We start from the raw sequence: 23,372 nt of genomic DNA, 5'->3' as shown, positions 1-23,372 counted from the left end.
TGGCAGCTACCGGCATGTGATTGCAGGACACTCTGGTGCAGGATCGGGCCGGTCGGAATCTCCGACCGGCCCGTCTTTTCGCGTGCGAGGCGCCGTTCGACGCGCAGACCGCGAGAGCGCGGGTGGGCAACACACCCGGACCGACCCGTGATGCGAAGCCTCGGCGCGACGACGTCGACACGGGCGCCACCTGGCGCGGCCGAGATGACGGGGCGAGGATGGACGGGTGAAGGACGCCGAACTCACCGCACCCGACGGTCGCATCGTGCTGGTGCGCCACGGAGAGACGGAGTGGAGCCGGAGCGGGCGACACACGGGCCTGACCGACATCCCCCTGACCGAGACGGGCGCCTACAAAGCCGAGCTCGCCGGCACGCTGCTGGCGACGCGGCGTTACGACCTCGTGCTCACCAGCCCCCTGCAGCGAGCCGTCGAGACCGCGGCGCGCGCGGGCTACCCCGACGCGCGGCCCGAACCTCGACTGGTCGAGTGGGACTACGGCGCCTTCGAGGGCCTCACGACCCCCGAGATCATCGAACGCCTCGGCCACCCGTGGACAGTGTGGGACGGCACGCCCGCGGGTGACACCCCGGGCGAGAGCGTCACCGCCGTGACCGCGCGGGCCGAGTCCCTGCTCGACGAACTGCGCCCGCGGGTGCGCGCCGGACAGCAGGTTCTGCTGTTCTCGCATGGGCATCTCCTGCGCGCCCTCGCCGGGACGTGGCTCGGCCTCACCGCCGCGGGTGGCCGCTACTTCGTACTCGGCACATCGGCGGTCAGCGAGCTCGGGTTCGAGCATGGAACCGAGGTCATCACGCAGTGGAACCACGTGCGGGGTCGGTGACCCGTACGGCGGGCCGGAACCCGCAGAGGACCGAGCGAAAATTCATCACGAGAATGTAACGACGGACTCTTCCCTTCCGTTACCCCACCGTTATAGAGTGCTCGCACGGTAGTTGTTTTGCTGTGGCAGCTGCCGACATGTGATTGCAGGACACTCTTGGTGCAGGGACAAGGGCCGGTCGGAAGCCTCTCCGACCGGCCCTTACTCTGTCCGGCGCGAAGCACCCCTTATCTCACCCGCCCCGCGCGGCGGAACAGCGCGGCGCAACCAGCGCCGTCGGCCCTACGCTGAGGAGATGACCGATCGACGCCTCGCCGTGCAGGCCTGGGAGAGCCTCTTCCGCGCGCAGCACGAGGTGTTCGAAGACATCCGCAGCGACTTCGAGGGCACGGAGCTGACGCAGGCGGAGTACGACGTGCTCCTGACCGTCACCCGGGCGCCGCGGATGACCGCTCGCCTACGCGACGTCACCGGGAACATGCTGATCAGCCAGCCGAGCGTCTCGCGCCTGGTCGAACGCATGGTCACACGCGGACTGCTGACCAAGTGCGCCGACCCCGAAGACGGCCGCGGCTCGCTCGTCACCGCCACCGAGAACGGTGCGGTCGTGTTCCGCCGCATCGCCGCCTCGCACGGGCGCTCGATCGCCCAGCGCATGTCTCGCCTCGACAACGACGAGCTCGCCCAGCTGCACGCTCTCACCGCGAAGCTCCGAGACGGCGCCTGAACCCACTGCGCACCGACGCGGGCGATCGTTCGGCTGTCGCGCCTGGTCGCTGCCGGGCCCGCAGGTTCTGACGATTCCGACCTTCTTTGCGCAGATGGGTGCCGACGGCATCCTCAGCACTCGATGACGTTGACCGCGAGACCGCCCTCGCTCGTCTCCTTGTACTTCGTCGACATGTCGATGCCGGTCTGGCGCATCGTCTCGACCACGGCATCCAACGACACGTAGTGACTGCCGTCGCCGCGCAGGGCGAGCCGGGCCGCCGTCACGGCCGTCGACGCGGCGATCGCGTTGCGCTCGATGCAGGGGATCTGCACGAGCCCTCCGACCGGGTCGCAGGTGAGCCCGAGGTGGTGTTCCATCGCGATCTCGGCGGCGTTCTCGATCTGCCGGTTCGTGCCTCCCATGACGGCGGTGAGTCCGCCGGCCGCCATCGCGCACGCCGATCCCACCTCGGCCTGGCATCCGCCCTCGGCGCCCGAGATCGACGCGTTGGCCTTGAAGAGTGACCCGAGCGCCGTCGCCGTGAGCAGGAATCGCCGGATGCCGCGTCGGCGGTTCGCCTCGGCGACGTCGTCGTCATCCCACTGCGACACCTCGGTACGCGTGACGGCGTGACCGTCGTATCCGAGCAGGGCACTGCCGACCAGCTCGCCGTGCGGCGTCACCGCGTTGCCCACCCCGAGTCCGGAATCGGCGAGGAAGCGCCACCAGTACATGGCCACGGCGGGCAGGATCCCCGCCGCCCCGTTCGTCGGCGCCGTCACCACGCGCCCGCCCGCCGCGTTCTCTTCGTTCACCGCGAGCGCGAAGGCACCGAGCCACTCCCCCGGCAGCTCGCGATGGCCCTCGGCCGCGATGGCATCCAGCTGTCCGCGGATGACAGCGGCCCGACGCTTCACCTTCAGGATGCCGGGGAGCACGCCGTCGTTCTCGAGTCCGGCGTTCACGCAGGCCGCCATGGCATCCCAGATGCGGTCGAGCCCCGCGGCGATCTCTTCGTCGGAGCGCAATGCGGCCTCGTTGAGCCGCGCCGCCTCGGCGATCGTGATGCCGCGCTCGTCGCAGAGGGCGATGAGGGTGGCCGCATCGTCGAAGGCGAGCGGCATCGGCGCGGTCGCCACGCGCGGCGGTTCGCCGTCGCGACGGATGAAGCCCCCGCCGATCGAGTAGTACGTGTCGTCGGCGATCACCGCGCCGTCGGCGTCGCGCGCGACGAGCGTCATGGCGTTGGGGTGGCCGGGCAGGCGCGTTCGGGGCTCGAGCGAGATGTCGGCCTTCGCGAACGGGATCTCGTGCGAGCCGGCGAGCGCGAGCATCCGCCCCTCGGGCCAGTCCGACCACGCCCGGCGCACGGCATCCGGGTCCACCGTCTCGGGGTCGAGGCCCTGCAGGCCCGCGACGACGGCATCGGGGGTGCCGTGACCGATGCCGGTGGCGCCCAGCGAGCCGTAGAGGGCGCACGAGATGGACGACACCCGGTCGAGCGCGCCGTCGCCCCGCAGCCTCGTGACGAAATCGACAGCGGCCTTCATGGGGCCGACGGTGTGGGAGCTCGAGGGTCCGATCCCGATGGAGAACAGCTCGAACGCGGAGGTGTATGCGCTCATCCCGCCAGCGTACGTCGCCGTTCCGACACCGGACAGACACCTCCGCGCCACGCCCGGGATGCATCGCGTGGGGGGCCGATTAGACGTCTTCCGGGGTCCCGGCTATGCTTGACCACGGCCTGCGCGCCGTATCGCGCGGAGGTCCTGCGCCCGTAGCTCAATGGATAGAGCATCTGACTACGGATCAGAAGGTTAGGGGTTCGAGTCCCTTCGGGCGCACACTGTGTTGAGACAGTGACAAGCCCCGGCCGTGAGGAAACTCCGGCCGGGGCTTTTTCGTATCCGGCGACCCGGCGGTCCGGCTCAGCGCGAAGCCGCCTCGTCGCCGTGGTGCGCGGCATCCATCTCCGACGAATGCAGGTGCAGGATCGCCAGCGATTCGCGGAGCGAGCCCAGGGGCGCCTCGATCTCGTCGTAGTGGTGCACGAAACCGTTGGCGTCGCGCGCGCTCACCGACACCAGCGCGTAACCGGGACGCGGCACCCGCGCCTTCCGCCCGAATCGACGCTCCGCCATGGCGTTCCCCTTCCGTTCGCCGCCGAGGTTACCGCGCCTCGGGCGAGACGGCGGATCAGCGCGCGGCCGACTTCTTCTTCTTGCCGGCCTTGTCGCCGTCGGAGGTCGCCTGGTCGGGCGCCGCCTCGTCGGCGGCGGCCCTCTCTTTCGCCCGTCTTTTCGCCTGCGAGGCGAGACGGGCTAGGTCGACCATGCGCAAGGCGTCCATGCGGGCCTTGCGCATCTGCGCGTACTCCGGGTCGGCGTCGGCCGTCATGCCCTCGACGTCGAGACGCTGACGGAGGTTGGCCTCGACGTCGCCCCACGCGGCGACCCGCGCATCGGCGACCAGGTTCGCCACGCGTTCGGGATCGTCGGCGAACGCGCGCAGCTCTTTCGCCACCCCGCGCGACTGCTTGGCACGGCGGCGGAGGTTGCGGGTGTCGCGGTCGCGGTAGTCGTGCGTGCCCGAGGAGTCGGAGAAACGCCCCCACGCGCGCTTGCGCTGATGCGTCACCCTCGCGGCCGCCTGATCCTGCTCTGCGGCGAGGGCGTGGAGCGTCTTGCGCGCGTACTCGGCGAACACCTCACCGTCGAACTGTGCACCCCGCGCGATGGTCTGGACGAGGATGCGATTGCGCACGGCGAGCCGAGCCGCCGCTGTCGCGATGGACAGCCCTTCGGCGATGGCCTCATTCGTGCGCCCCACGGAACCTCCCGTCCCAGGCTATCGCCCGCGGCGCACGACCCTCAGGACACTTTGTCCACGACCGCGGCGATCCGGCGCGCGCGGGTGTCGGCGGCCTTGGCGGATTCGACGCTGGTCACGTGCGCCTTGCGGGCGCTCGGCGACAACGTGTCGAACGACGCACGGACGCCCGCCTCGGCCAACGCCGCCGCCAGGTCGTCGGGGACCTCGACCGTGCGCGGCGCCGTGTCAAGCGTGAGGGTGACGGTGATGGCATCCCCTCCCGACAGCCCCGTGGCGGCGCGCTTGTCGGACGAGAAGGGGATGAGGAAACGCCCGCCCATCACCCCGACGGTACTGGCGTAGACGTAACCGTTGACGTCGACCACCACGGCCGCGCGCTTGCCCCCGCCGAGCTGGTCGATCACCTCGGGCGGCACTTCGATGCCGGTGTTGTTGCCCATCTGCGACAGAGTCGTGTCGAAGCGCATGTGCGTCATTGTGGCAGAGCCTCACGAACGGGTCACCGACCCCCGCGCGTCAAGAGCACGGGACCCCAATCCCCCGCCGCGTAGGCTCCGAAGAAGATGCAGCGGCGATGCGGAGGCAGGGGCCGCCCGCGGGGTTCGCACCGACGAGTGGCGAGGACGATGACCGGACCCGTTCAGCTTTCGATGACCGATGGTGTCGCCCGAGTGACGCTGAACCGTCCCGACGACGGCAACGCGATCACGCTCGATCTTGCTCGCGCGCTGGCCGAGACCGTCGGGACGATCGCGGCGGCCGGCTCGCGCGTGGTCGTCGTCACGGGGGCGGGCGGCAGCTTCAGCACGGGCGGTGATGTCGTCGACATGGCAGCGGCCGACGACATCGGCGCGTTCGTCTACGAGCTGGCCACCACCTTCCACGGCGCGCTCGCCGACCTGGCCGATCTCGACGCCGTCATCATCGCTGCGGTCGACGGCGTCGCCGCGGGAGGGGGACTCGGCCTGGCGCTCTGCGCGGACGTCGTCGTCGCGTCCGAGCGGGCTCTCTTCCTCACGGCGTACGAGGCGATCGGGCTGAGCCCCGACAGCGGTGCGTCATACCTCTTGCCGAGAGTCATCGGCGCCTCCCGCGCTCGGGCGATGAGCGCGGTCGGTCTGCGATTGGATGCCGACTCCGCCCGCGATATCGGGCTCGTGCACGAGATCGTGCCGTCGGCGCATTTCGACGACGCGGTGCAGACGCTGGCGACCCGGCTCGCGGCGCGCCCGCAGGGACACATGGCGGCATCCCGTGCTCTCTTCCGCGGGGCCGATCCCCAGGAGTTCCGCCGCCACCTCGACGCGGAGGCGCGCGCGATCAGCGCGGCGGCCGCGTCGCCCGACGCGGCCCGCCTCATCCGCGAGCACGCGGTGCGCGCTCAGCGCAGCGCGGCGGCCGCGCGACGCAGAGCCGAGCGGGGCCGCGCGGCCTGACGACGAGCCGTGCCCGCGGCGACCGGGTAGGTGAACGCCGGCTGAAGCGCAAGCCCCACCGTGGGGCAGGGGGCTCGCTCTAGCGTCGGTCTCGTTGCGGAGGGCCTCGGAGAGTACTCGGGGGCCTTCTGTCGTTTCCGGGCCCGCGCGTCGACGTGCGCGATCGCGGATGCCCTGACACCCGGCTCGGGCCGGGGTTCTACCGGATGCGTCCGGTATGGCGCAAAGCCCAATCCGATCTCCGGCATTCCTCCGAAGATGTGGAAAGGCGGCCGGACGGTCGCTGCCAACACACTGGGAGGTTCATCATGAGCTCATCACCCAATCGCCTCGTGGCCACCGTCTTCGGCGCTGTCTACCTGCTCGTCGGACTGCTCGGCTTCGCCGTCACCGGCGGTGTCGGTTTCATCGCCACCGACGGCGGTCTGCTGCTAGGCATCTTCGAGGTCAACCCGCTGCACAACATCGCGCACCTTTTGATCGGCGGAGCGCTGCTGGTCGCCGGTCTCGCGAACGCTCGTGCCGCCAAGGGCGTCAACACCACCGTCGGTGCGGTCTACCTTCTGCTCGGCATCGTCGGCTTCTTCCTCGTCGACACCCCGGCCAACATCCTCGCGCTGAACGTGCCCGACCACTTCCTGCACCTCGCCAGCGCCGTCGTGCTGCTGGGTGTCGGCCTCGGCACCGAGCGCAGCATCCCGCGCACCGCGGCGGTGTGAGGTGACCGCCGCGACCTTCACGCGGTCGTGGCCCTCCGTGTCCGCATGGGGGGCCGGCCTGATCGCCGCAGCCCTGGGTGCGGGCGCGATCGTCCGCCCCGGTTCCGAGGCCGTCACCATCGGCCTCGGAACCGGGATGGTGGCGCTCGGACTCGCGATGCTCCTCTGGGGCGGCGCAGCGCTGGCCACCGGCCGCTTCGTGCTGCCGCGCACGGTCCTCGGCGGGTCGCTGGCGACCCTCGTCGTGATCGGCGCCCTCGTCTTCGCGGACCCCGCGCACACGAGCATCATGGGCGCCGCCGCGGCATCCCTCCTCCTCGTCGTCGTCGGCGCCGTCGCGGCAGCGCACGTGCGCCGGATGCGACGCGATGAAGCGCCTGCACGGTCCGCGCAGCCCATGAGCGTCGTCGGCCTTCTCGTCGCCGCCGCCGTCATCGCCGTCGTCGTCACGCCCGCTCTCGGCGCAACACAGAACGCGGTCCTGCTGCGAGACGACGGCACCGTGCCGGTCATCACGCACGACGGTCACTGATCCGACCGAAAGACCTCCATGACCGAGGTATTCCCGGCGCCCGGGCGCTCAGACGGTGGCACGCTGGAACAGTGACAGACGCCCCCTCCTCCGCTGTCCCGGACTGGATCCGGTCGTTTCGCGGCAAGATCCTCGTGGCCCTCGCGGGCGATCCGACCGGCATGGCCCCGTACGTCCGGGCCATCGCCGAGGGCGACGACACCGGGTACTTCGTCGAGAACGGTCCCGCATGGACGGTGCACGCCGGAATGGGCACGCTGGTGGCCGGCATCCGGGCCCTCCTCCTGCAGGCGCTGCACCCCGGAGCGCTCGCGGGCGTGCACGACTGGTCGCGCTATCGCGAAGACCCCATCGGCCGCCTGACCGGCACGGTGCGCTGGGTCATCACCCTGACCTACGGTTCGACGACGCAGGCGGATGCCGAAATCCGGCGAGTCGGGCGCTTCCACCAACGCGTGAAGGGCGAGTACCGGGCCGGTGACGGCTCCGAGCGGACGTACACGGCGGAAGCCGCCGATCTGGTGCGGTGGGTGCACCTCGCCTTCACCGACGCCTTCCTCGCCGGGCACGAGGCGTCGGGCAAACCCATCCCCGGCGGGCCCGACGCCTACGTCGCCGACTGGGCGACGGCGGGGCGCCTGATGCGCGTCGTCGACCCGCCGCTCACCCGCGCCGACCTGCGGGGCGAGATCGACGGGTTCTACGCGCGCGGGGAGCTGCGCGGCGGCGAACGCGTCGACGACGTGGTGAGGTTCCTGCGCACGCCCCCGTTCCCGGGCGCGATGGGCCTGGCCTATCGGGTGCTGTTCGCGGCGGCCGTGGCGACCATCCCCCGCCGATACCGCAAGATGCTCGGCGTGCGCCGGTGGCCGCTCCCCGTGCTCGCGCTGACGCGGGTCGTCCTGCGCATCACGGAACGGGCGCTGGGGGCGGGACCGCGCGCGCAGGACATGGCGCGCGAGCGACTGCGGAGGGTGGAGCGGGAGGCGGCATGAGCGAGGATCCGCGTCAGGCGGCGGAGCGCTACCGGCTCGATCGCGAGCTGCGCGCGGCCGGGCTCGCCCCGGCATCCGAGGAACCGGGTGTCCAGGGGTCGGCACGCGGTGCGCGATCGGCCCCCGAGCGCGGGTCCACCGCCGCCGAGCGTGCGGCGTTCGTCGAGACCGCCATTCAGCAGGCCATCCGCCGCGGCGAGTTCGACGACCTGCCCGGGGCCGGCAAACCCCTCCCCGATCTCGGGTCGTCGCACGACCCCGACTGGTGGATCCGCCGCAAGATCGAGACGGAGAAGCTCACCGGGCTCGGTCCGCCGGCGCTCACGCTGCGCGTCGAGCACGCGGAACTGGCGGAGCGATTGGATGCCATCCCGCGCGAGGCCGAGGTGCGCGAGGCGGTGGAGGATTTCAACCGCCGGGTCATCGAGGCACGGCGGCAGCTGCTCGGCGGGCCCCCGGTGGTCACGCCGACGGTCGACGTGGATGCCGAGGTCGCAGCGTGGACGGAGCGACGGCGGGCGCGCGAGGCGGCGGCGTCGGTGGAGGAGCCGGTCAGGCGCCGGCGGCGCTGGTTCGGGCGGGCGCGGGCGGAGTCCGCGGCGGTTCCGTCGGAATCGGCGATACGCCGTCTTCTCGGGCGGAGCCGATGACGTCCTGAGACGGGACCTGCCGGGGAAGTGCCCACGAGGCGACTGGGCGAAACGCACCAGGTGACCGAGCGCGGCTCACTGTCGCGAATGCTGTTTCCCGCGAAGTGAAAACCATGTAAACATGGCACATGACCGAAAGCCGACGGCGAGAGCATCCCCCCCTCCCCACTGCCCCCCTGACGGCCACCGCTCCGACATCGCACCCGCGCAACACGATCGACGCGGCTGAGAACGGCTTCGCCGTCGTGGGATCGCGATCCCGCTCCCTGGCCGCAGCCATCGCGATCGATGCCGTGATCGCGCGCGCGATCGGCGCGGCGCTGAACGAGTGGGGACACCCCCAGGGCCTGCCTCCCCTGCAGTGGCGCGTCGCGCACCAGGACGGCTGCGAGACCATCGAAGGTTTCGCGGCAGGGTCTCGCGCGGACCGGCGGCGGAGCGTCGCCGCCTGGGCCGACGCCATGGGCCTGAGTCGCCACGGCGAGACGTCACCATGGTTCCTCGACGCAGACGGATGGCACATCGAGATCACCACGGCACTGCCCCGCTCGACCGGCACCGACGACGACCCCGCAACGCACGCGAACACTCGCGCCTTGCCGTGGCCGAGCTGAGCGCGCGCGTGACATCGACGCAGCGCAGCGTCGGCACTCCGCGCGCGGATGACCCCCTGGCCTGCCACGCCCAGCGGAAGGCACGACAGAGCAGGGGGCCGCGCACGCCTGAAACGACGCACGCACGCACGCAGCGGGGAAGTCTCCGGCGCGTCACCACGATAGCAGAAAAACCATGTTTACATGGTTTCGACGCGACTGCTCTCTTGACTCGCCCCCGCCTCACTCATTCGCTCAGCAGGGAGATCGAGGCGCCGGCCTCGCGAGCACCCCATGCCGTCTCCGACCGTCGATACGCGTCGTCGTCCGCAGATGTCCGTGGGAATATCGATGCGTTCGCAGCCCCCTGCGACTCGCATCTCATCGCCCGAGAGAGTGACGACGTCTCACACTTCTCCACTGCGTGCAAACCAAGGGCGCCGCACGCATGAATAACCCCCACGACCAGGCGGAATACCCGCTCTAAAACCATGTCTACATGGTAGACATCGAGCATCGTTGGATTTTGAAAAAGCGTCCATTCATCACAGACGGACTGTCACCGCAATCACGGCCGGAGTCGCGCACAGAGGTTCGGGTCGAAGAGGACAATGATCATGACATCGCAAGCCACGACAATAACGACTCTCCTCACGCAGACAATGTTGTACATGGCCGGATCGGTGACGCTCGAACAAGCCGCGCACATAACGAATGTCGAGCCGTGCGTGATTTCCGAGTTGAGCAGCGAGTACGCCTCCTACATGTTGCCCCGAGCCGCCCGGGCGCTGCGCTCGTACATGCCATGACTATGCGCGAGCTCTCGTCAGACAACGCCAGTAGAGTCTTTCGCATGAAAAATCAGGTGCCCCCGGACCGACCGACCGACACCGACATCACGGGGGCGATTCAGTGAGCACTGATCCGCAGACACCGTGGGCGGATTACTCCCGGAAACTGGGCAGAAATCTGCAAACGGCGCGAATCGATGCCGGACTGACACAGGAACAAGTCGCGCATGATGCGCGAATATCGACATTCACGTATCAGAAGCTCGAGAACGGCGAATCAAATCCCGGCACGCCGGCGAATCCGCGCCTTCAAACACTCGTCTCTTTGGCCGTGGTTCTCCGCGTCGACATCACCCATCTCCTGCCGCCACCCTCCTTCGCGTTGGTCGGGATGATCACCTCCCGCACCCACGGCCACTCACGTCAGGGGGACTGAACGGACGATGCGAGAAGCGTCGAGAGCGCTCGGCAGAGTCGATTCGCGCTCTCCACGCTGAGCACGAGGCCGCGAGTCACGTCATCCTCCGGAGAGATCCACACCCATGTCTCCCCCCTCTTCCACTCCAACCCGAGCGCCAGGTCAACCGTCAATGCCGCCTCGCCGTCACCCTTTCCGCCCACGATCCTCTCAGTCGCCGGCACACTGGTCACTTCGCTTCTGTGCGCGACGTCGAGATCGTCGGACACTTCGTGGACCCGTGTCAGATGGACTTTCTCCGAGCATCGCGTCCATCCCCATTCCGCGTAGACGTGAGTGACGCGCCGCCCCGTCAGCGTGGCCCGAACCGATTGCTTGAACATGCCGCCCTCTTTCCGTACGCGCGGATCGGCGTCTTTACGTCGCGCCCCCGGGCGAAACTAACGTACCATGCATACATGGTTTTGCATGCGCCGATCAAGACGCCTTTCGCGGACGTCGAGGAGTCACCTGGCGGCATTGCAAAACCATGCATACATGGTATCGTCGCGATCATGCGCAGGTTATCGAGGCTTATCGAGTGAACATGGCCCCCGACTCATCTCCCTTGCCCAGCGGGTACGCAGCAGTCGATGTCACCATCCGAGATCATCTCGGCTTCTCATATGCGTTCCGTGAGTTCCGCTGCCCGCTCCGGATCGCGGAGTTGGTACTCGAACTCCTCTCCGGCGAGCGTCAGACGCTCGAAGCGGTGACCGCGTCGTCCACGACGGAGCCGGCAGACGGAGATTGACGTCGACGCTCGCGGCCGCTCTCGCATGACCCATGGGGCGCGCGGGCGGGCTGCGCGGTCGGAGCACACCTCAGAGGGCGGCGAGCGCCTCGGCGCGTTCGACCAGTGCACGCGCGCGGGCCAGGGTCGGCGCGTAGGAGCCGTCGACCGGACCGTCGGGCGTCGCCGACAGCAGCGACCGCGCAGCGTCCACCTCGGCGGGCGACGGGGTATAGCCCGCGTGAGCGCCGGCGATCGCGGCATCCTGCAGGGCGAGCGTGCCAGTGAAGCCCATCGAGACCGCGTGCATCGCGGCATCCCGCGCCTGATCGACCGGACCGCAGGGGCCGTCGACGGGACCGGCGATGCCGGCGGCGGCCGAAGCCACCACGAGCTGCGCGCGCGGCCATGACAGCGCGATGCGCTCGGCCGACATGCCGGTGTCGCGACGGAAGTCGCCGGTCCCGAAGGCGAGACGGCGGGTCGCCGGGTGCGCGGCGATCGCGGGGGCGGCGAGCAGCGCCGCGGCCGACTCGACCATCGCCACGATCGGGGTGCCCGAAGCAAGGGATGCCGCCACATGGGCGACGTCGTCGGGGCCGGCGCACATGGCCAGCACGACCCCTGCAAGACGGTCGTCGAGCTCGCGGCCGAGGGCGAGGTCGAGCTCGCCGTCGCGGGTTCCCGCGGCGCTGATGCGCAACCACACCGGCGACTCGGCGGCGGCGCGGCGGGCCCGCTCCCTCCCCTCCGCCTTACGGCCGGCGGGGAGGCCGTCCTCCAAGTCGAGCACGAGCACGTCGGCCGCGGTGTCGAGGCCGCCGGCCAGTGGCGAGCGGAGCATCCACGTGCGGGCGAGGTCCACACGCGCGGGGGCGGGGGCGGCCGAAGCCGCCCCCGCCGGGGTGTGCGCGATGGTCACGAACGGCTCCGAGCCGCCGCCTCCGCCTCCGCCTTGGCACGGAAGGCGTCGAGCGTGTCGGTGTCGACGGTGGCCGGGCCGGTGCCGACCTCTGCCGAGGCGAGCTCCTTGGCATCCGCCGCCGTGTTGACCGAGCCGTGGTCGTCACCGGTGAGCAGGTTCTCATCGAACGGGATGTTGCCGGCGAGCACCTCGCGAACGCGCTGGCCGTCGTACTCCTTGGTCCAGGCGCCGATGAGCATGGTGGCCACGGCGTTGCCCGTGAAGTTGGTGACGGCGCGGGCCTCCGACATGAAGCGGTCGATGCCGACGATGACGCCGACGCCGTTGACCAGGTCGGGGCGGTAGGCCGAGAGGCCACCGGCGAGGGTCGCAAGACCTGCACCGGTCACGCCTGCCGCACCCTTGGAGGCAATGATCATGAAGATCATGAGACCGATCTGCTCGGGGATCGACATCGGCGAGCCCATGGCCGAGGCGATGAACAGCGACGCCATGGTCAGGTAGATCGCGGTGCCGTCGAGGTTGAACGAGTAGCCGGTGGGGACGGTGATGCCCACGACGGGCTTCGACACGCCCAGGTGCTCCATCTTGGCGATGAGGCGGGGCAGGGCCGCCTCGGACGAGGAGGTGCCGACGATGAGCAGGTACTCGCGGCCGAGGTACTTCATGAGCGTGAAGATGTTGACGCGGGTCACGGCGTAGAGCAGCGTTCCGAGGACGCCGACGATGAAGACGAAGCACGTGAGGTAGAACGCGCCCATCAGGATGCCGAGGCTGATGACGGCGGCGAAGCCGGTCTTACCGACGACGGCGGCGATCGCACCGAACGCACCGATCGGGGCGAGCCACAGGATCATCCCGAGGATGCGGAAGACGAGCACCTGGAAGTTGCGGATCGCGTCGACCATCTGCGCGCCGCGCTCGCCCATGCGCTGCAGGGCGAAGCCGACGAGCAGGGCGATGAAGAGCACCTGGAGGATGCTGCCGCCGGTGAAGGCCGAGAAGAACGTGGTCGGGATGATGCCGAGGATGAAGTCCTGCGTGGTGGTCGGCTCGGACGACGACTCGTAGGTGGCGCCGGCGATGTTCAGACCCTCGCCGGGGTGGATGATGTTGCCGACGATGAGGCCGATGATCAGGGCGAACGACGACATGATCAGGAAGTAGACCATCGCCAGACCGCCGATCTTGCCGACCGTGGAGGCCTTGGCGATGGAGCCGATGCCGACGACGATCGTGCAGAAGATCACCGGGGCGATCATCATCTTGATCAGGCTGACGAAGCCCTTGCCGATCGGCTCGAGCGTCGTCGCGAACGCGGGGGCGACGAGGCCCACGACGATGCCGCCGACGACGGCGATGATCACCGAGATGTAGAGCCAGTGGTTGCGGTCGATCTTCTTACGCGGCCGACCGTCGCGAGTGGTGCGGAGTGAAAGTGCCATCAGCGCCTATCCCTCTTCCTAACGTCATTGTTAATCTCCGGCGGAGCTGCCGGATGGCTGAGATGTCTCGTCATTCCCGGCGGGATGGCCGGGCGGGTGGAGAGTCCCCGTGAATCCGGCCACCAGGCCGGTGATGAATGTCGTGCTTCCCCCGGCGGGCCGCCGGTTGATGTCATGACTGTGGTCGACGGCGAGCCCCAGGACGATTTGTGGTCGTATTGTTCACGGCATGGGCAGCAAAGAGCGCGGGATGCGACTGAGCGTGGGCGGGCGCCTGGCCCTGGTGTCGCTCGGCGTCGTCGTGCTCGTCGCCGGGGTGCTCGCGGCCCTGCTGTCGGTGCAGTTGAGCGACTCGGGCCAGCGCGAAGCCGAGAAGGTGACCCGCTCGGTGGCGGAGACCTTCGCTCACGAGGCGGAGATCGCCACCCTCGTCGAGGAGCGCGATTCCGACCGCCTGCAGCCGATGGTCGAGCAGATCCTGCCCGACGCCGACCTGTCGTTCGTCACGATCATGACGCCCGACGGCATCCGCCTCACGCACCGAAACCGCTCGGAGATCGGCGAGCAGTACCAGGGATCGCGCGGCGAAGCCCTCGCCGGCCAGACGTTCACCGAGGTCTACGTCGGAACGCTCGGCCCGTCGGTGCGCACCATCGCCCCCATCCGCGAGGGCGGCGACGAAGACGGCCCCATCGTGGGCCTCGTCTCGGTCGGCGTCACCCTCGGCGCCGTGCAGCAGGACCTCGCGGCCCGCGTCCCCCTGATCGTCGCGGCATCCGCCGCCATCGTCGGTTTCGGCGTGCTCGGTGCCATGCTCGTGCGGCGCAGCGCGCGCCGTGTGACCGGCTCGTACACCCCCCGAGAGCTGTCGCGCCTCGTCGAGAGCTACGAGACGGTACTCCACTCGCTGCGCGAGGGCCTCGTCGTCACCGACCGCGACGGGTGCATCGTGCTGTACAACGACGAAGCCGCCGATCTGTTGGGGCTTCCGCCCGCCATCACCGGCCAGGTGTCGCTCGATCCTCACGACGCCGACATGGATGCCACCCTGGCCGACGCCATCGCGAGCGGGCGCCGCATGGTCGAGGAGACGGTGGTCAACGGCGAGCGGGTGCTGCTGGTGAACCAGGAGGAGGCGCGCGATCTCACCGGGCGCCGGGCGCCCGAGCGCGGACACGTCATGACCCTTCGCGACCGCTCCGAGCTGCAGGCACTGCTCGGAGAGCTCGAGGGTGTCCGTACGCTGAGCGACACCTTGCGCTCCCAGACGCACGAGCACGGCAATCGCCTGCATGCTCTGCTGGCCCTGCTCGAACTCGGGCGGGTCGACGAGGCCCGGCGCCTCATCGTGGCATCCACACAGGAGCGGCAGGGGCTCGCCGATCGGCTCGTGTCCGACGACGACGACGCCGTCATCGTCGCCCTGCTGCTCGGAAAGCTCGACGAGGCCGCGGAGCGCGGTGTGCGCCTCGACCTCGACGTGGCCGAACCCGCCCCGCGCGTGCCCCTGGCAGCTCCCGAGGCCGTCACGGTGGTGGGCAACCTGGTCGACAACGCCCTGGATGCCGCGTCCGCGGGCGGCGAGCCCCGCTGGGTGCGCGTGACGCTCACCGAGAAAGAGGGCGACGCCGTGTTCGAGGTCGCCGACAGCGGCGAAGGGTTCGATTCGTCGCTCGCGGACCCGTTCGCCTACGGCGCGTCGACGAAACCCGCGCACGCCGCGGGCGGACGCGGAGTCGGACTCGCCCTCGTGCGCGACATCGTCGCCGCACGCGGGGGCACGCTGCAACTCGCGGCCGAGCCGACGACGGTGCGGGTGTTCCTGCCCGTGGTGGTGTCGGCGTGATCCGGGTGCTGGTCGTCGATGACGACGCGCTCGCGCTCGAGCTGCATTCCGCCTACGTCGAGCGGGTGCCGGGCTTCAAGGTGGCGGGTCAGGCCGCGGGCGCCCGGGCGGCGCTGACCGCGCTGACCGACCCCGCCCGGCAGTTCGAGCTCGTGCTGCTGGATATGACGATGGCCGACGGCGCCGGCCTCGATGTCGCCCGACGCGTGCGCGCGATGGGTTCGCGGGTCGACATCATCGCCGTCACCGCGGTGCGCGATGCCGCGACCGTGCGCGCCGCGGTCTCGATCGGGGTCGTGCAATACCTGATCAAGCCGTTCGCCTTCGCGGCGTTCCGCGAGCGGCTCGAGGCCTACCGCGCGTACGTCGAGGGCCTCGACCGTGCCGCCGGAGACGCCACCCAGTCCGAGGTCGACGCGCTGCTCGGATCGCTGCGCACCGTCGCGCCGCCCGCCATGCCCAAGGGCCTGAGCGATGAGACCCTGCAGGCGGTGGCGGAGCGCGTGCGCACGGCATCCGGCGCCGTCTCGTCGACCGAGGTGGGCGAGAGCGAGGGCATGTCGCGCGTGACCGCCCGACGCTACCTCGAGCACCTCGCCGACGTGGGCCGCGTGCGCCGGGAGCCGCGCTACGGCGGCCAGGGGCGCCCCGAGATCACGTACGCCTGGGTGCGCGCCTGACCCCCACGGTCCGTGAACATGCATGAGGGTCCCTGAGCCTGTCGAAGGACCGCACCCGCCCCGCCTGCAGGCATCCACGACCCCAGAAGTTCACACCGTGGGTCGCTGAGCTTGTCCAATGGACCGCGCCCGCCCCGCCTGCAGGCATCCACGACCCCAGAAGTTCACACCGTAGGTCCCTGAGCCTGTCGAAGGGACCCGCATCGAGCACGGTTATCCACAAGCGTTGAGGCGATGAGCCACGTGGTGCCAAACTCTGCGGATGCCGTGGGCCTACATACTCGAATGCCGAGGGGGGGTCGTTCTACGTCGGGAGCGCGGGACGAGAGCTCGAGAGTCGTCTCTGGGAGCACAACCATGACGACCGCCTGGGGGCATCGTTCACCCGCAAGCGAAAACCCGTGCGACTGGTCTATGCAGAGTGGTTCGACACCGTAGACCTGGCGTTCGCCAGAGAGAAGCAAATCCAGGGGTGGCGGCGGGAGAAGAAGATCGCCCTCATCGCCGGTCAGAGCGAGAAGCTCGCCGACCTTTCCCGGCCCAGCGGGGCGTCAAGAGCCTCGGAAGCTTCCTCGAAGGAGCCGCCCGGATTGCCATGACGCGTGGCTTCCTGTGGGGGGCGGAGCGACCAGTGGCTTCGACACGCTCAGCCACCTCCCGCCCCGCAGGCCCCGGAACCCCAGCCTAATCCCCACCGGAGGCTTCGACGAGCTCAGCCACCTCCCGACCGGAGGCTACGACGAGCTCAGCCACCTCCCGACCGGAAGCTACGACGAGCTCAGCCACCTCCCGACCGGAAGCTACGACGAGCTCAGCCACCGCCACCGGACGTCGAGGCTCAGAGGTCGAAGGCGGCGCGGACGCCCTCGTTGACCACCACGCCCGCGCGCACGTTCAGGCCCTTGGCGAGGGCGGGGTCGGCGGATGCCGCGGCCTCCCAGCCGTGCTCGGCGATGCGCGTGATGTACGGGAGGGTCGCGTTCGACAGCGCCCGCGTCGAGGTGTGCGGCACCGCACCGGGCATGTTCGCGACGCAGTAATACAGCGAGTCGTGCACCCGGAACGTAGGCGCGTCGTGCGTGGTCGGGCGCGAGCCCTCGAAGCAGCCGCCCTGGTCGATCGCGATGTCGACGAGCACGGAGCCGGGCTTCATCGCGGCGACCATGTCGTCGGTGACGAGCTTGGGGGCGGCAGCGCCCGGGATCAGCACCGAGCCGATCACGAGATCGGCGTCGGCGAGCTGCTCCGCGATCTCGAGCCGGGTCGAGGCGCGCGTCTCGACCGCGCCGCCGAAGCGCTCCTCGAGCTGACGGAGCTTGGGGAGCGAGATGTCGACGACCGTCACGCGGGCACCGAGGCCCAGCGCGTTCGCCGCCGCGTGCTCACCTGCGACACCGCCGCCGATGACGACGACCTTGGCGCGCGGGGTGCCGGGAACACCGCCGGGCAGCAGCCCCCGTCCGCCCGACGCGCGCAGCAGGTGGTGCGCGCCCTCGATGATCGACAGACGCCCGGCCACCTCGCTCATCGGCGCCAGCAGCGGGAGTGCGCGGTCGGCGGTCTGGACCGTCTCGTACGCGACGGCGGTGGTGCCGGCGGTCATGAGGGCGTCGGTCAGCGGGCGGTCGGCGGCCAGGTGCAGGTAGGTGAAGAGCGTGAGGTCGCGCCGGAGCAAGCCGTACTCGGGCGCGATCGGTTCCTTGACCTTGACCAGCAGCTCGGCGCGCGCCCAGGCCTCCTCGGCGGTCTGCACGATCTCGGCGCCGGCGGTGCGGTACTGCTCATCGGCGAAGCCGCTGCCGACGCCCGCCCCGGCCTGCACGAGTACCTCATGTCCGCGGTGCACGAGGGCATCGACCCCCGCGGGCGTCATCGCGACGCGGTTCTCGTTGTTCTTGATCTCGGTCGGCACACTGACGCGCATGGGGTCCTCCTCGAACGGACGAGCGATGCCGCGAGAATCGCAGAAAGAGACGTTTCCGTGGTGTTTCTCCGAACATCCTTCGCCATCCCCGCCCGAGCTGCGGCTATCTTCAGATGCCAAGGGCTCCAACGCCCGCGAAAGACGAAGGATCTGCGATGACCGACGACGACCTGCACCCGCTCGACGCGCGCATCATCGAACTGCTGTCCGCCGACGCCCGGATGACCAACGCCGCCCTGGCCGAGACGCTGGGCGTCGCGGCATCCACCGCCCATGCGCGCGTGCGCGCGCTCGTCGACCGCGGCCTGATCACGGGCTTCCACGCCGCCGTCGACCAGAGCCGACTCGGGCGCGGCCTGCAGGCGATCGTCGGCGTGACCCTGCGCCCGGGCCAGCGGCAGGAGAGCATCCGCGCGTTCGCGCACGACGTGCGCCGGCATCCGGACGTCATCCAGCTGTTCTTCCTCGGCGGTGCCGACGACTTCCTCGTGCACATCGCCGTCCAGGACTCCTCCGCCGTGCGGCGCTTCGTCGTCGACCACCTCTCGGCGCGGCACAGCGTGGCATCCACGCGCACGAGCATCATCTTCGAATACCACCGCAACGCCGTCGCGGCGGACTTCGACTGAAACCGGACCGGGGCCGGCGGAACAGTCCGCCGGCCCCGGTGTGACGCGCCGCTCAGGCTGCGGTCACGGTGATGTCGAAGGTGGTGCGCTGGCCGTCGGCACCCGCGATCCACCCCTTCGTGCTGCCCACCTTGTCGGCCGAGAACGCCGCGTTCAGCGACACCTCGTCGTCGTCGGAGCTGAGGACGGCCGCGTCGAAGTGCACCACGGCGTCGTCGTCGGCCCCACCGGTTCCGGTGAAGGCGCCGCCGTTGTCGGCGTCGAGCACGACGATCAGCGCCTGGCCGAGCTGCAACGTCACCGGCCCCTTGGCCAGGTCGGCCGGGGTGACGACCAGCGGGCACGGCATGCCGCCGAGGACCACGCCGTCCGCGTCGGGGGCCTCGTCGTCGCCGCTGGGAGCCGGCACGCCGTCGATGAACGTGTCGTCCTGCGGGGCGGGCACTCCATCGACGAACGTGTCGGCCTGGGGGGCGGGCGACTCCTGGGGAGCGGCGAATGCGGCGGCTCCGCCGGTCATCAGACCGACGGCGAGGATCGAGGCGGTCACAGCGGAGAGGGTACGAATGCGCATGAGCTGCACCTTTCAGTCGACGCCGCAGCCCGTTCCGGGTGAACGAGCGATCATCGCGGCCTGTACCCCATACATGGCCGTCACCGCCGCCCCTCTTTCACATCCTCCGAAAAAACTTCTCAGAGAGTTCCGACGACCGTGGCGCTCGCACGCGCGGAGGGATCAGAGGAGCCCGCGCGAGACATCGGCAGGGGAGCTTCACCCGCGACACGGCACCGCACGCCCCGCCGCGACGGCGGGGTCGCGGGACTGCACGGCACAGCCCACCCCGCCGCGACGGCGGGGTCGCGGGACGCGGCCGGCTCATCGGTCACGACCGGCTCCCGACGCGGCGTCGGCGCGCTCCGCACGGGACGTTGCCGGCGAAAGCCGTCCCCCGACGCACGAAACCGGGGCCGGCGGAGGATTCCGCCGGCCCCGGTTCGTTCGAGACTGCTCAGGAGTCGGTCACGGTGATGTCGAAGGTGATGCGCTGACCGTCGGCACCCGCGATCCACCCCTTCGTGGCACCGGCCTTCTCCGCCGAGAAGCCCGCGTTGAACGAGGCCTCGTCGTCGTCGGCGCCCACCGACGCGGCGTCGAAGTGCACCACTGCGTCGTCGTCGGTCCCACCGGTTCCGGTGAAGATGCCGCCGTTCTCGGTGTCGAGCACGACGATCAGCGACTGCCCCGTCACCAGCGTGACAGGTCCCTTGGCGAGGTCGGCCGGAGTGACGAACAGCGGCGCCGGCTCCCCGTCGATGAAGATGCCCTCTTCGTTGTCGGAGGTCGCGTCCGTGTCCTCGGTCGGAGCGGGCACACCGTCGACGTAGGTGCTCTCGTCGGGGGTGGAGGCTTCCTGAGCAGCGGCGAACGCGGCGGCTCCGCCGGTCATCAGACCGACGGCGAGGATCGAGGCGGTCACAGCGGAGAGGGTACGAATGCGCATGAGCTGCACCTTTCAGTCGACGCCGCAGCCCGTTCCGGGTGAACGAGCGATCATCGCGGCCTGTACCCCATACATGGCCGTCACCACCGCCCCTCTTTCACATCCCGCGAAAAAACTTTCCGGAGGGTTCCGCTCGGTCGTACGCGGTCGATCGACGACCGGCGCGACCGCCGCATGCGCGCCGCGAGCCGGGCGGCACGCGCGAAGCTGAGCCCCGGAACGTAACACCGCAGAAGCGTGAGCGCGACCGCCGGGAGGTGGGTGGCATCCGGATACACCATCCACAGGGGGCGCAACTCCGGTTGGAATTTCTTCTTGAAGGCGGCCAAGGAACGGAAGCCGTAGGCGGGTTCGAGCAGCCCGCTCAACGTCTCGAGCAGGCGATCGACGGCCGAGGGCGCCTCGCCGTCGTCGACACGGTGCGGGGCCAGGGGCGAACCCGACAGGCTCAACATGGTGCATCCGTCGGCACGCAGCTGCTCGACGGCGGCGCCGACCAGGAACTCCACGACCCCGTTCATGGCGTCGTGCCGACGTCGCATGACGTCGAGCGTGTACCCGCACACCCCGTGCGCGCCGAAGGCGGGGATCCAGGTCGTGACCGCGATGATCCGCCCCGACGCATCGCGCGCCAGCATGAGCCGCGCCGCCGGGTCAGCGGCTTCGTCGACGGTGCCGAGGGTGAACCCCATCTCCGGCACCGACTTGTCGGCGACCCAGCCCTCCGAGATCTCCCGTATCTGCGCCCGGTCACCCAGCGCGAGCGCACCCCACGACACCCACTGCGCACGAACACCCTCCCGCTGGGCGCGGTTGGTGGCCGTGCGGATGTCCTGCCGCTTCTTACCCGCCGGGGTCCAGGTCTGCGGGTCGAGGATCGCTTCATCGGCCACCCGCGTCCGCTGCCACCCCAACCCCCCGAGCGCGTCGGCCGCCACGTCGTCGACGCTGTAGAAGACCGGGGTCCATCCGTTGTCCCCGCAGAACTCCACGAACGCCGCACCGATCTCCGGACGACCGCGATCACCACCGAAAGCACCGCCCAGGGTCACGGCGACGCCCCCGTGCGGACGGTACGCGAAACCGGCATCCGCCCCGGGAGCGAACCAGTAGGCGTTACCGGGCCAGGTGGCCATGAAGCCGAGCGACCCGCACCCCCGCTGCACCATGTCGCGTGCCCGCGCGCGGTCCTCGGCCGCACGGACGGATTGCGGGCGCATCACCAGCCGCATCGTGGCCCCCACGCACACCAACCAGAAGACGAGGGGTGGCAGGTACCAGAGAGCCTGGGCGAGCGAGGTGGCGGGTGCGGCGTGCACCCACTCGCCCGGCACGAGAGACGGGGGAAGCAGCCGCAGCAGCGCATCGCGCCACATCGTCGCCGGCGTCAGCCGCGGCGAGAAGTGGTCGGCCGCGGCCAGACCCCCGGCGAACGACACCATGACGGTCGCCGCGGCGGCGAGCGCGACCGTCGTGAGGAAGGAGCGCACCGCCTTCGACGTCGACGGTACCGAGACCGCTCTTCGCGACAGGAAGAGCGTCACCGCGACACCGAGAGGAACGACGGCGCCCACGGCGAAACCGACCAACGTCTGCCACACCTCGTCGGCGTCGGTGCCGCGCACCCGCGCAAGGAGGGCGAGCGTATCGGGCTCCCACACGATGAACAGGGCGCTCATGCCCGCGTACATGACCATGTTGACCGCCATGGCGACGCCGAGAGCCGCGAGCCGGCCCCGGAGGATCCCCCATGCGGACACGAGGAGGACGAGGAGCGGAAGGACGGCGATCCACCCGGCGTGCGGCTGCACCTCGGAGAAGCTCGCGGCATCGGGGCAGGGAACGAGCGCCGAACCGGCCACGCACACCACCCCGTCGGCGACGACGATCGGGTCGTACGACAGCCATCCATAGACCGACAGCAACCCCGCGCCACTGCCCCACAGCGTCGCCACGATCGGCCCCACCGCGGTGATCACCGTCAGCGCGCACAGCAGCACGCGGATCTCGTGGCGCGAGCTGCGCTGCACGCGCATCGTCGACCGCCGCCCTCCGGCGAGCACCCCCACACCGAGCCCGACCGGCAGCGCCAGCACCGCGAACAGATCGCTCGCCGACGCCGAGTAGAGGAACATCGTCACCGCCAGGAGCAGGCAGACGCCCCGCACCCGCCGACGCCACAGGGCGCCCGCGAAGCAACTCGCCGCCATCGCCACGACCAGCAGGGCGGGCAACGGCGACGCGCCCGTCACGGGCGTCTCGCCGAGAGGGACGGCCGGAAACAGGTGCGGCTCCCCCGCTCCGACGACCAGACCCACCACCGACGTGGCCACGCCCCCGACGGCGTATGCCAACAGCGTCCGCGGGCCGCCCATGAGTCGTTCCGCCCACCCGCACACGAGCAGGACGGCGACCCCGACGATGGGCAGCGACAGGGGATCATCGACGCGCACGAGGGTCAGGAGGATCGCCCGCAGGTCGAACGAGCCGGCGCTGCCGAAGGCGTCGGCATCCATCGAGACCAAACTGACCCCCACGACGATGGCGGCGAGGGTGCACGCGGCGAGGGGAAGCGGCTGCCGCCGGCCCGGGAGCATCACGCCGGACGCGTCCGGCACGGTCAGGAGCTCACGACCGTGACGCGGAAGGTCACGGTCCGTCCGTCGACTCCGGCCACCCAGGCCGTCGTCGTTCCGGGATGGAGTGCGAAGAACGACGCATCGTCGAGGCCGCTCGCCGCTTCGAAGCGCAGCACGTCGTCGTCACCGGCGCCGCCCTCGCCGACGAAGACGCCCCCTCCGTGCTCGTCGCCCACGACGAGCAGTGCCTGACCCGGCTGCATCGCCACCGTCTCACCGGCGGCCAGCTGACCCGGGGTGACGATGATCGGGGCCGCCGGCGCGTCGATGACGGAGCCGTCGCCGGGGGCGGGCACACCCGAGACGAAGGTGTCGGACGGGCCGTCGACGAACGCGCTGTGGTGCGGGGCGGTGGCGTCCTGCGCCACGACGACGGCCGCATATCCGATGAGGCCCAGGCCGCCGATGCCGACCACGGCGCCGACGACCATCAGGGCGGTCGAGGTTCTGATTCGCATGTGCTGCATCTCCATCGGCACCGCGCCTCG

The 23,372-nt window shown here is 70.1% G+C and carries 25 protein-coding genes, 1 tRNA gene and 1 pseudogene; 15 read left to right on the top strand and 12 right to left on the bottom strand.

Annotation, left to right across the window (positions count from 1 at the left end; all coding sequences use genetic code 11):
- Window positions 1-226: 226 nt before the first annotated feature.
- Together QE410_RS02865 and QE410_RS02860 are read left to right on the top strand one after the other, a co-directional pair.
- Entirely contained in the window at window positions 227-844 is a 618-nt protein-coding gene (locus QE410_RS02865; protein WP_307327559.1) for a histidine phosphatase family protein, read from the top strand.
- Between the two features lie 295 nt (window positions 845-1,139).
- A complete protein-coding gene (locus tag QE410_RS02860; RefSeq protein WP_307327556.1) occupies window positions 1,140-1,571 on the top strand; it encodes a MarR family winged helix-turn-helix transcriptional regulator in 432 nt (143 codons plus the stop codon).
- A 113-nt stretch (window positions 1,572-1,684) separates the two neighbouring features.
- Here the strand turns inward: QE410_RS02860 and QE410_RS02855 are convergent, their stop codons facing one another.
- On the bottom strand, window positions 1,685-3,181 hold the full coding sequence (locus tag QE410_RS02855) for an L-serine ammonia-lyase, iron-sulfur-dependent, subunit alpha (protein WP_307327553.1): 1,497 nt from the start codon (window positions 3,179-3,181) through the stop codon (window positions 1,685-1,687).
- Between the two features lie 146 nt (window positions 3,182-3,327).
- Here QE410_RS02855 and QE410_RS02850 point away from each other — a divergent pair.
- Window positions 3,328-3,400: transfer RNA gene (locus tag QE410_RS02850), tRNA-Arg, on the top strand.
- Between the two features lie 84 nt (window positions 3,401-3,484).
- Here the strand turns inward: QE410_RS02850 and QE410_RS02845 are convergent.
- Genes QE410_RS02845 through QE410_RS02835 form a run of 3 tightly spaced genes read right to left on the bottom strand, consistent with a single transcriptional unit; the run spans window position 3,485 to window position 4,855 of the window.
- Window positions 3,485-3,697, bottom strand: a complete 213-nt coding sequence (locus QE410_RS02845) for a hypothetical protein (protein WP_307327550.1) — start codon at window positions 3,695-3,697, stop codon at window positions 3,485-3,487.
- 55 nt (window positions 3,698-3,752) lie between these two features.
- Window positions 3,753-4,385, bottom strand: a complete 633-nt coding sequence (locus QE410_RS02840) for an asparagine synthase (protein WP_307327547.1) — start codon at window positions 4,383-4,385, stop codon at window positions 3,753-3,755.
- A gap of 41 nt (window positions 4,386-4,426) precedes the next feature.
- Window positions 4,427-4,855, bottom strand: coding sequence for a YdeI/OmpD-associated family protein (locus tag QE410_RS02835; protein ID WP_307327543.1), 429 nt, complete (start codon window positions 4,853-4,855; stop codon window positions 4,427-4,429).
- 159 nt (window positions 4,856-5,014) lie between these two features.
- Between QE410_RS02835 and QE410_RS02830 the strand changes: the two genes are divergently transcribed.
- The 7 genes from QE410_RS02830 (at window position 5,015) to QE410_RS02800 (ending at window position 10,540) form a co-directional block, all read left to right on the top strand.
- Window positions 5,015-5,824: an enoyl-CoA hydratase/isomerase family protein gene (locus QE410_RS02830; protein ID WP_307327540.1), complete on the top strand. Its 810-nt coding sequence runs from the start codon at window positions 5,015-5,017 to the stop codon at window positions 5,822-5,824.
- 308 nt (window positions 5,825-6,132) lie between these two features.
- Complete coding sequence (locus tag QE410_RS02825) at window positions 6,133-6,543, top strand: DUF4383 domain-containing protein (RefSeq protein WP_243500310.1); 411 nt, start codon at window positions 6,133-6,135, stop codon at window positions 6,541-6,543.
- A gap of 1 nt (window position 6,544) precedes the next feature.
- On the top strand, window positions 6,545-7,075 hold the full coding sequence (locus tag QE410_RS02820; RefSeq protein ID WP_307327533.1) for a hypothetical protein: 531 nt from the start codon (window positions 6,545-6,547) through the stop codon (window positions 7,073-7,075).
- A 71-nt stretch (window positions 7,076-7,146) separates the two neighbouring features.
- The gene (locus QE410_RS02815) at window positions 7,147-8,070 is read left to right on the top strand and encodes an oxygenase MpaB family protein (RefSeq protein WP_307327530.1); all 924 of its coding nucleotides are present in this window, start codon (window positions 7,147-7,149) and stop codon (window positions 8,068-8,070) included.
- Window positions 8,067-8,720, top strand: a complete 654-nt coding sequence (locus QE410_RS02810) for a DUF1992 domain-containing protein (protein WP_307327527.1) — start codon at window positions 8,067-8,069, stop codon at window positions 8,718-8,720. Before QE410_RS02815 ends, QE410_RS02810 begins: the two co-directional genes overlap by 4 nt.
- A gap of 128 nt (window positions 8,721-8,848) precedes the next feature.
- Entirely contained in the window at window positions 8,849-9,334 is a 486-nt protein-coding gene (locus QE410_RS02805; protein ID WP_307327525.1) for a hypothetical protein, read from the top strand.
- 891 nt (window positions 9,335-10,225) lie between these two features.
- Window positions 10,226-10,540, top strand: coding sequence for a helix-turn-helix domain-containing protein (locus tag QE410_RS02800; protein WP_307327522.1), 315 nt, complete (start codon window positions 10,226-10,228; stop codon window positions 10,538-10,540).
- Here QE410_RS02800 and QE410_RS02795 read toward each other — a convergent pair.
- The gene (locus QE410_RS02795; RefSeq protein ID WP_307327519.1) at window positions 10,528-10,791 is read right to left on the bottom strand and encodes a hypothetical protein; all 264 of its coding nucleotides are present in this window, start codon (window positions 10,789-10,791) and stop codon (window positions 10,528-10,530) included. The two genes, QE410_RS02800 and QE410_RS02795, sit on opposite strands and share 13 nt — an antisense overlap.
- A 311-nt stretch (window positions 10,792-11,102) precedes the next feature.
- On the opposite strand from QE410_RS02795, the gene QE410_RS02790 reads away from it, so the two are divergent.
- Window positions 11,103-11,315 carry a hypothetical protein gene (locus QE410_RS02790; protein WP_307327518.1) on the top strand — a complete coding sequence of 71 codons (213 nt, stop codon included), beginning with the start codon at window positions 11,103-11,105 and terminating at the stop codon, window positions 11,313-11,315.
- A 70-nt stretch (window positions 11,316-11,385) separates the two neighbouring features.
- Here QE410_RS02790 and QE410_RS02785 read toward each other — a convergent pair whose 3' ends face one another.
- Both QE410_RS02785 and QE410_RS02780 read right to left on the bottom strand, forming a co-directional pair.
- A complete protein-coding gene (locus QE410_RS02785) occupies window positions 11,386-12,216 on the bottom strand; it encodes an aldolase/citrate lyase family protein (protein WP_307327517.1) in 831 nt (276 codons plus the stop codon).
- Window positions 12,213-13,664, bottom strand: coding sequence for a cation:dicarboxylate symporter family transporter (locus QE410_RS02780; protein ID WP_307327515.1), 1,452 nt, complete (start codon window positions 13,662-13,664; stop codon window positions 12,213-12,215). Before QE410_RS02780 ends, QE410_RS02785 begins: the two co-directional genes overlap by 4 nt.
- Before the next feature lie 229 nt (window positions 13,665-13,893).
- On the opposite strand from QE410_RS02780, the gene QE410_RS02775 reads away from it, so the two are divergent.
- The 3 genes and pseudogenes from QE410_RS02775 to QE410_RS02765 all read left to right on the top strand — a co-directional run.
- Window positions 13,894-15,510 carry an ATP-binding protein gene (locus tag QE410_RS02775; protein WP_307327513.1) on the top strand — a complete coding sequence of 539 codons (1,617 nt, stop codon included), beginning with the start codon at window positions 13,894-13,896 and terminating at the stop codon, window positions 15,508-15,510.
- Window positions 15,507-16,190 carry a response regulator gene (locus QE410_RS02770; RefSeq protein ID WP_307327512.1) on the top strand — a complete coding sequence of 228 codons (684 nt, stop codon included), beginning with the start codon at window positions 15,507-15,509 and terminating at the stop codon, window positions 16,188-16,190. The genes QE410_RS02775 and QE410_RS02770 overlap by 4 nt, the downstream gene beginning before the upstream one ends.
- Window positions 16,191-16,534: 344 nt before the next feature.
- Window positions 16,535-16,789: pseudogene (locus tag QE410_RS02765) on the top strand (GIY-YIG nuclease family protein); the annotation flags it as partial.
- Window positions 16,790-17,028: 239 nt separating this feature from the next.
- On the opposite strand, the gene ald reads toward QE410_RS02765, so the two are convergent.
- On the bottom strand, window positions 17,029-18,114 hold the full coding sequence (ald, locus tag QE410_RS02760; RefSeq protein ID WP_307327511.1) for an alanine dehydrogenase: 1,086 nt from the start codon (window positions 18,112-18,114) through the stop codon (window positions 17,029-17,031).
- A 155-nt stretch (window positions 18,115-18,269) separates the two neighbouring features.
- On the opposite strand from ald, the gene QE410_RS02755 reads away from it, so the two are divergent.
- On the top strand, window positions 18,270-18,743 hold the full coding sequence (locus QE410_RS02755; RefSeq protein WP_307327509.1) for an Lrp/AsnC family transcriptional regulator: 474 nt from the start codon (window positions 18,270-18,272) through the stop codon (window positions 18,741-18,743).
- Window positions 18,744-18,795: 52 nt separating this feature from the next.
- Here QE410_RS02755 and QE410_RS02750 read toward each other — a convergent pair whose 3' ends face one another.
- The 4 genes from QE410_RS02750 to QE410_RS02735 form a co-directional block, all read right to left on the bottom strand.
- Window positions 18,796-19,317, bottom strand: a complete 522-nt coding sequence (locus QE410_RS02750; protein ID WP_307327508.1) for a hypothetical protein — start codon at window positions 19,315-19,317, stop codon at window positions 18,796-18,798.
- 436 nt (window positions 19,318-19,753) lie between these two features.
- A complete protein-coding gene (locus tag QE410_RS02745) occupies window positions 19,754-20,245 on the bottom strand; it encodes a hypothetical protein (RefSeq protein ID WP_307327506.1) in 492 nt (163 codons plus the stop codon).
- 80 nt (window positions 20,246-20,325) lie between these two features.
- On the bottom strand, window positions 20,326-22,863 hold the full coding sequence (locus tag QE410_RS02740) for a bifunctional lysylphosphatidylglycerol flippase/synthetase MprF (protein WP_307327504.1): 2,538 nt from the start codon (window positions 22,861-22,863) through the stop codon (window positions 20,326-20,328).
- A 2-nt stretch (window positions 22,864-22,865) separates the two neighbouring features.
- A complete protein-coding gene (locus QE410_RS02735) occupies window positions 22,866-23,342 on the bottom strand; it encodes a hypothetical protein (protein ID WP_307327502.1) in 477 nt (158 codons plus the stop codon).
- Window positions 23,343-23,372: the final 30 nt, after the last annotated feature.

The sequence above is a fragment of the Microbacterium sp. SORGH_AS_1204 genome (assembly GCF_030818935.1).
In the GTDB taxonomy this organism is placed as follows: domain Bacteria; phylum Actinomycetota; class Actinomycetes; order Actinomycetales; family Microbacteriaceae; genus Microbacterium.
This window is presented reverse-complemented; position numbering and strand designations above follow the sequence as displayed.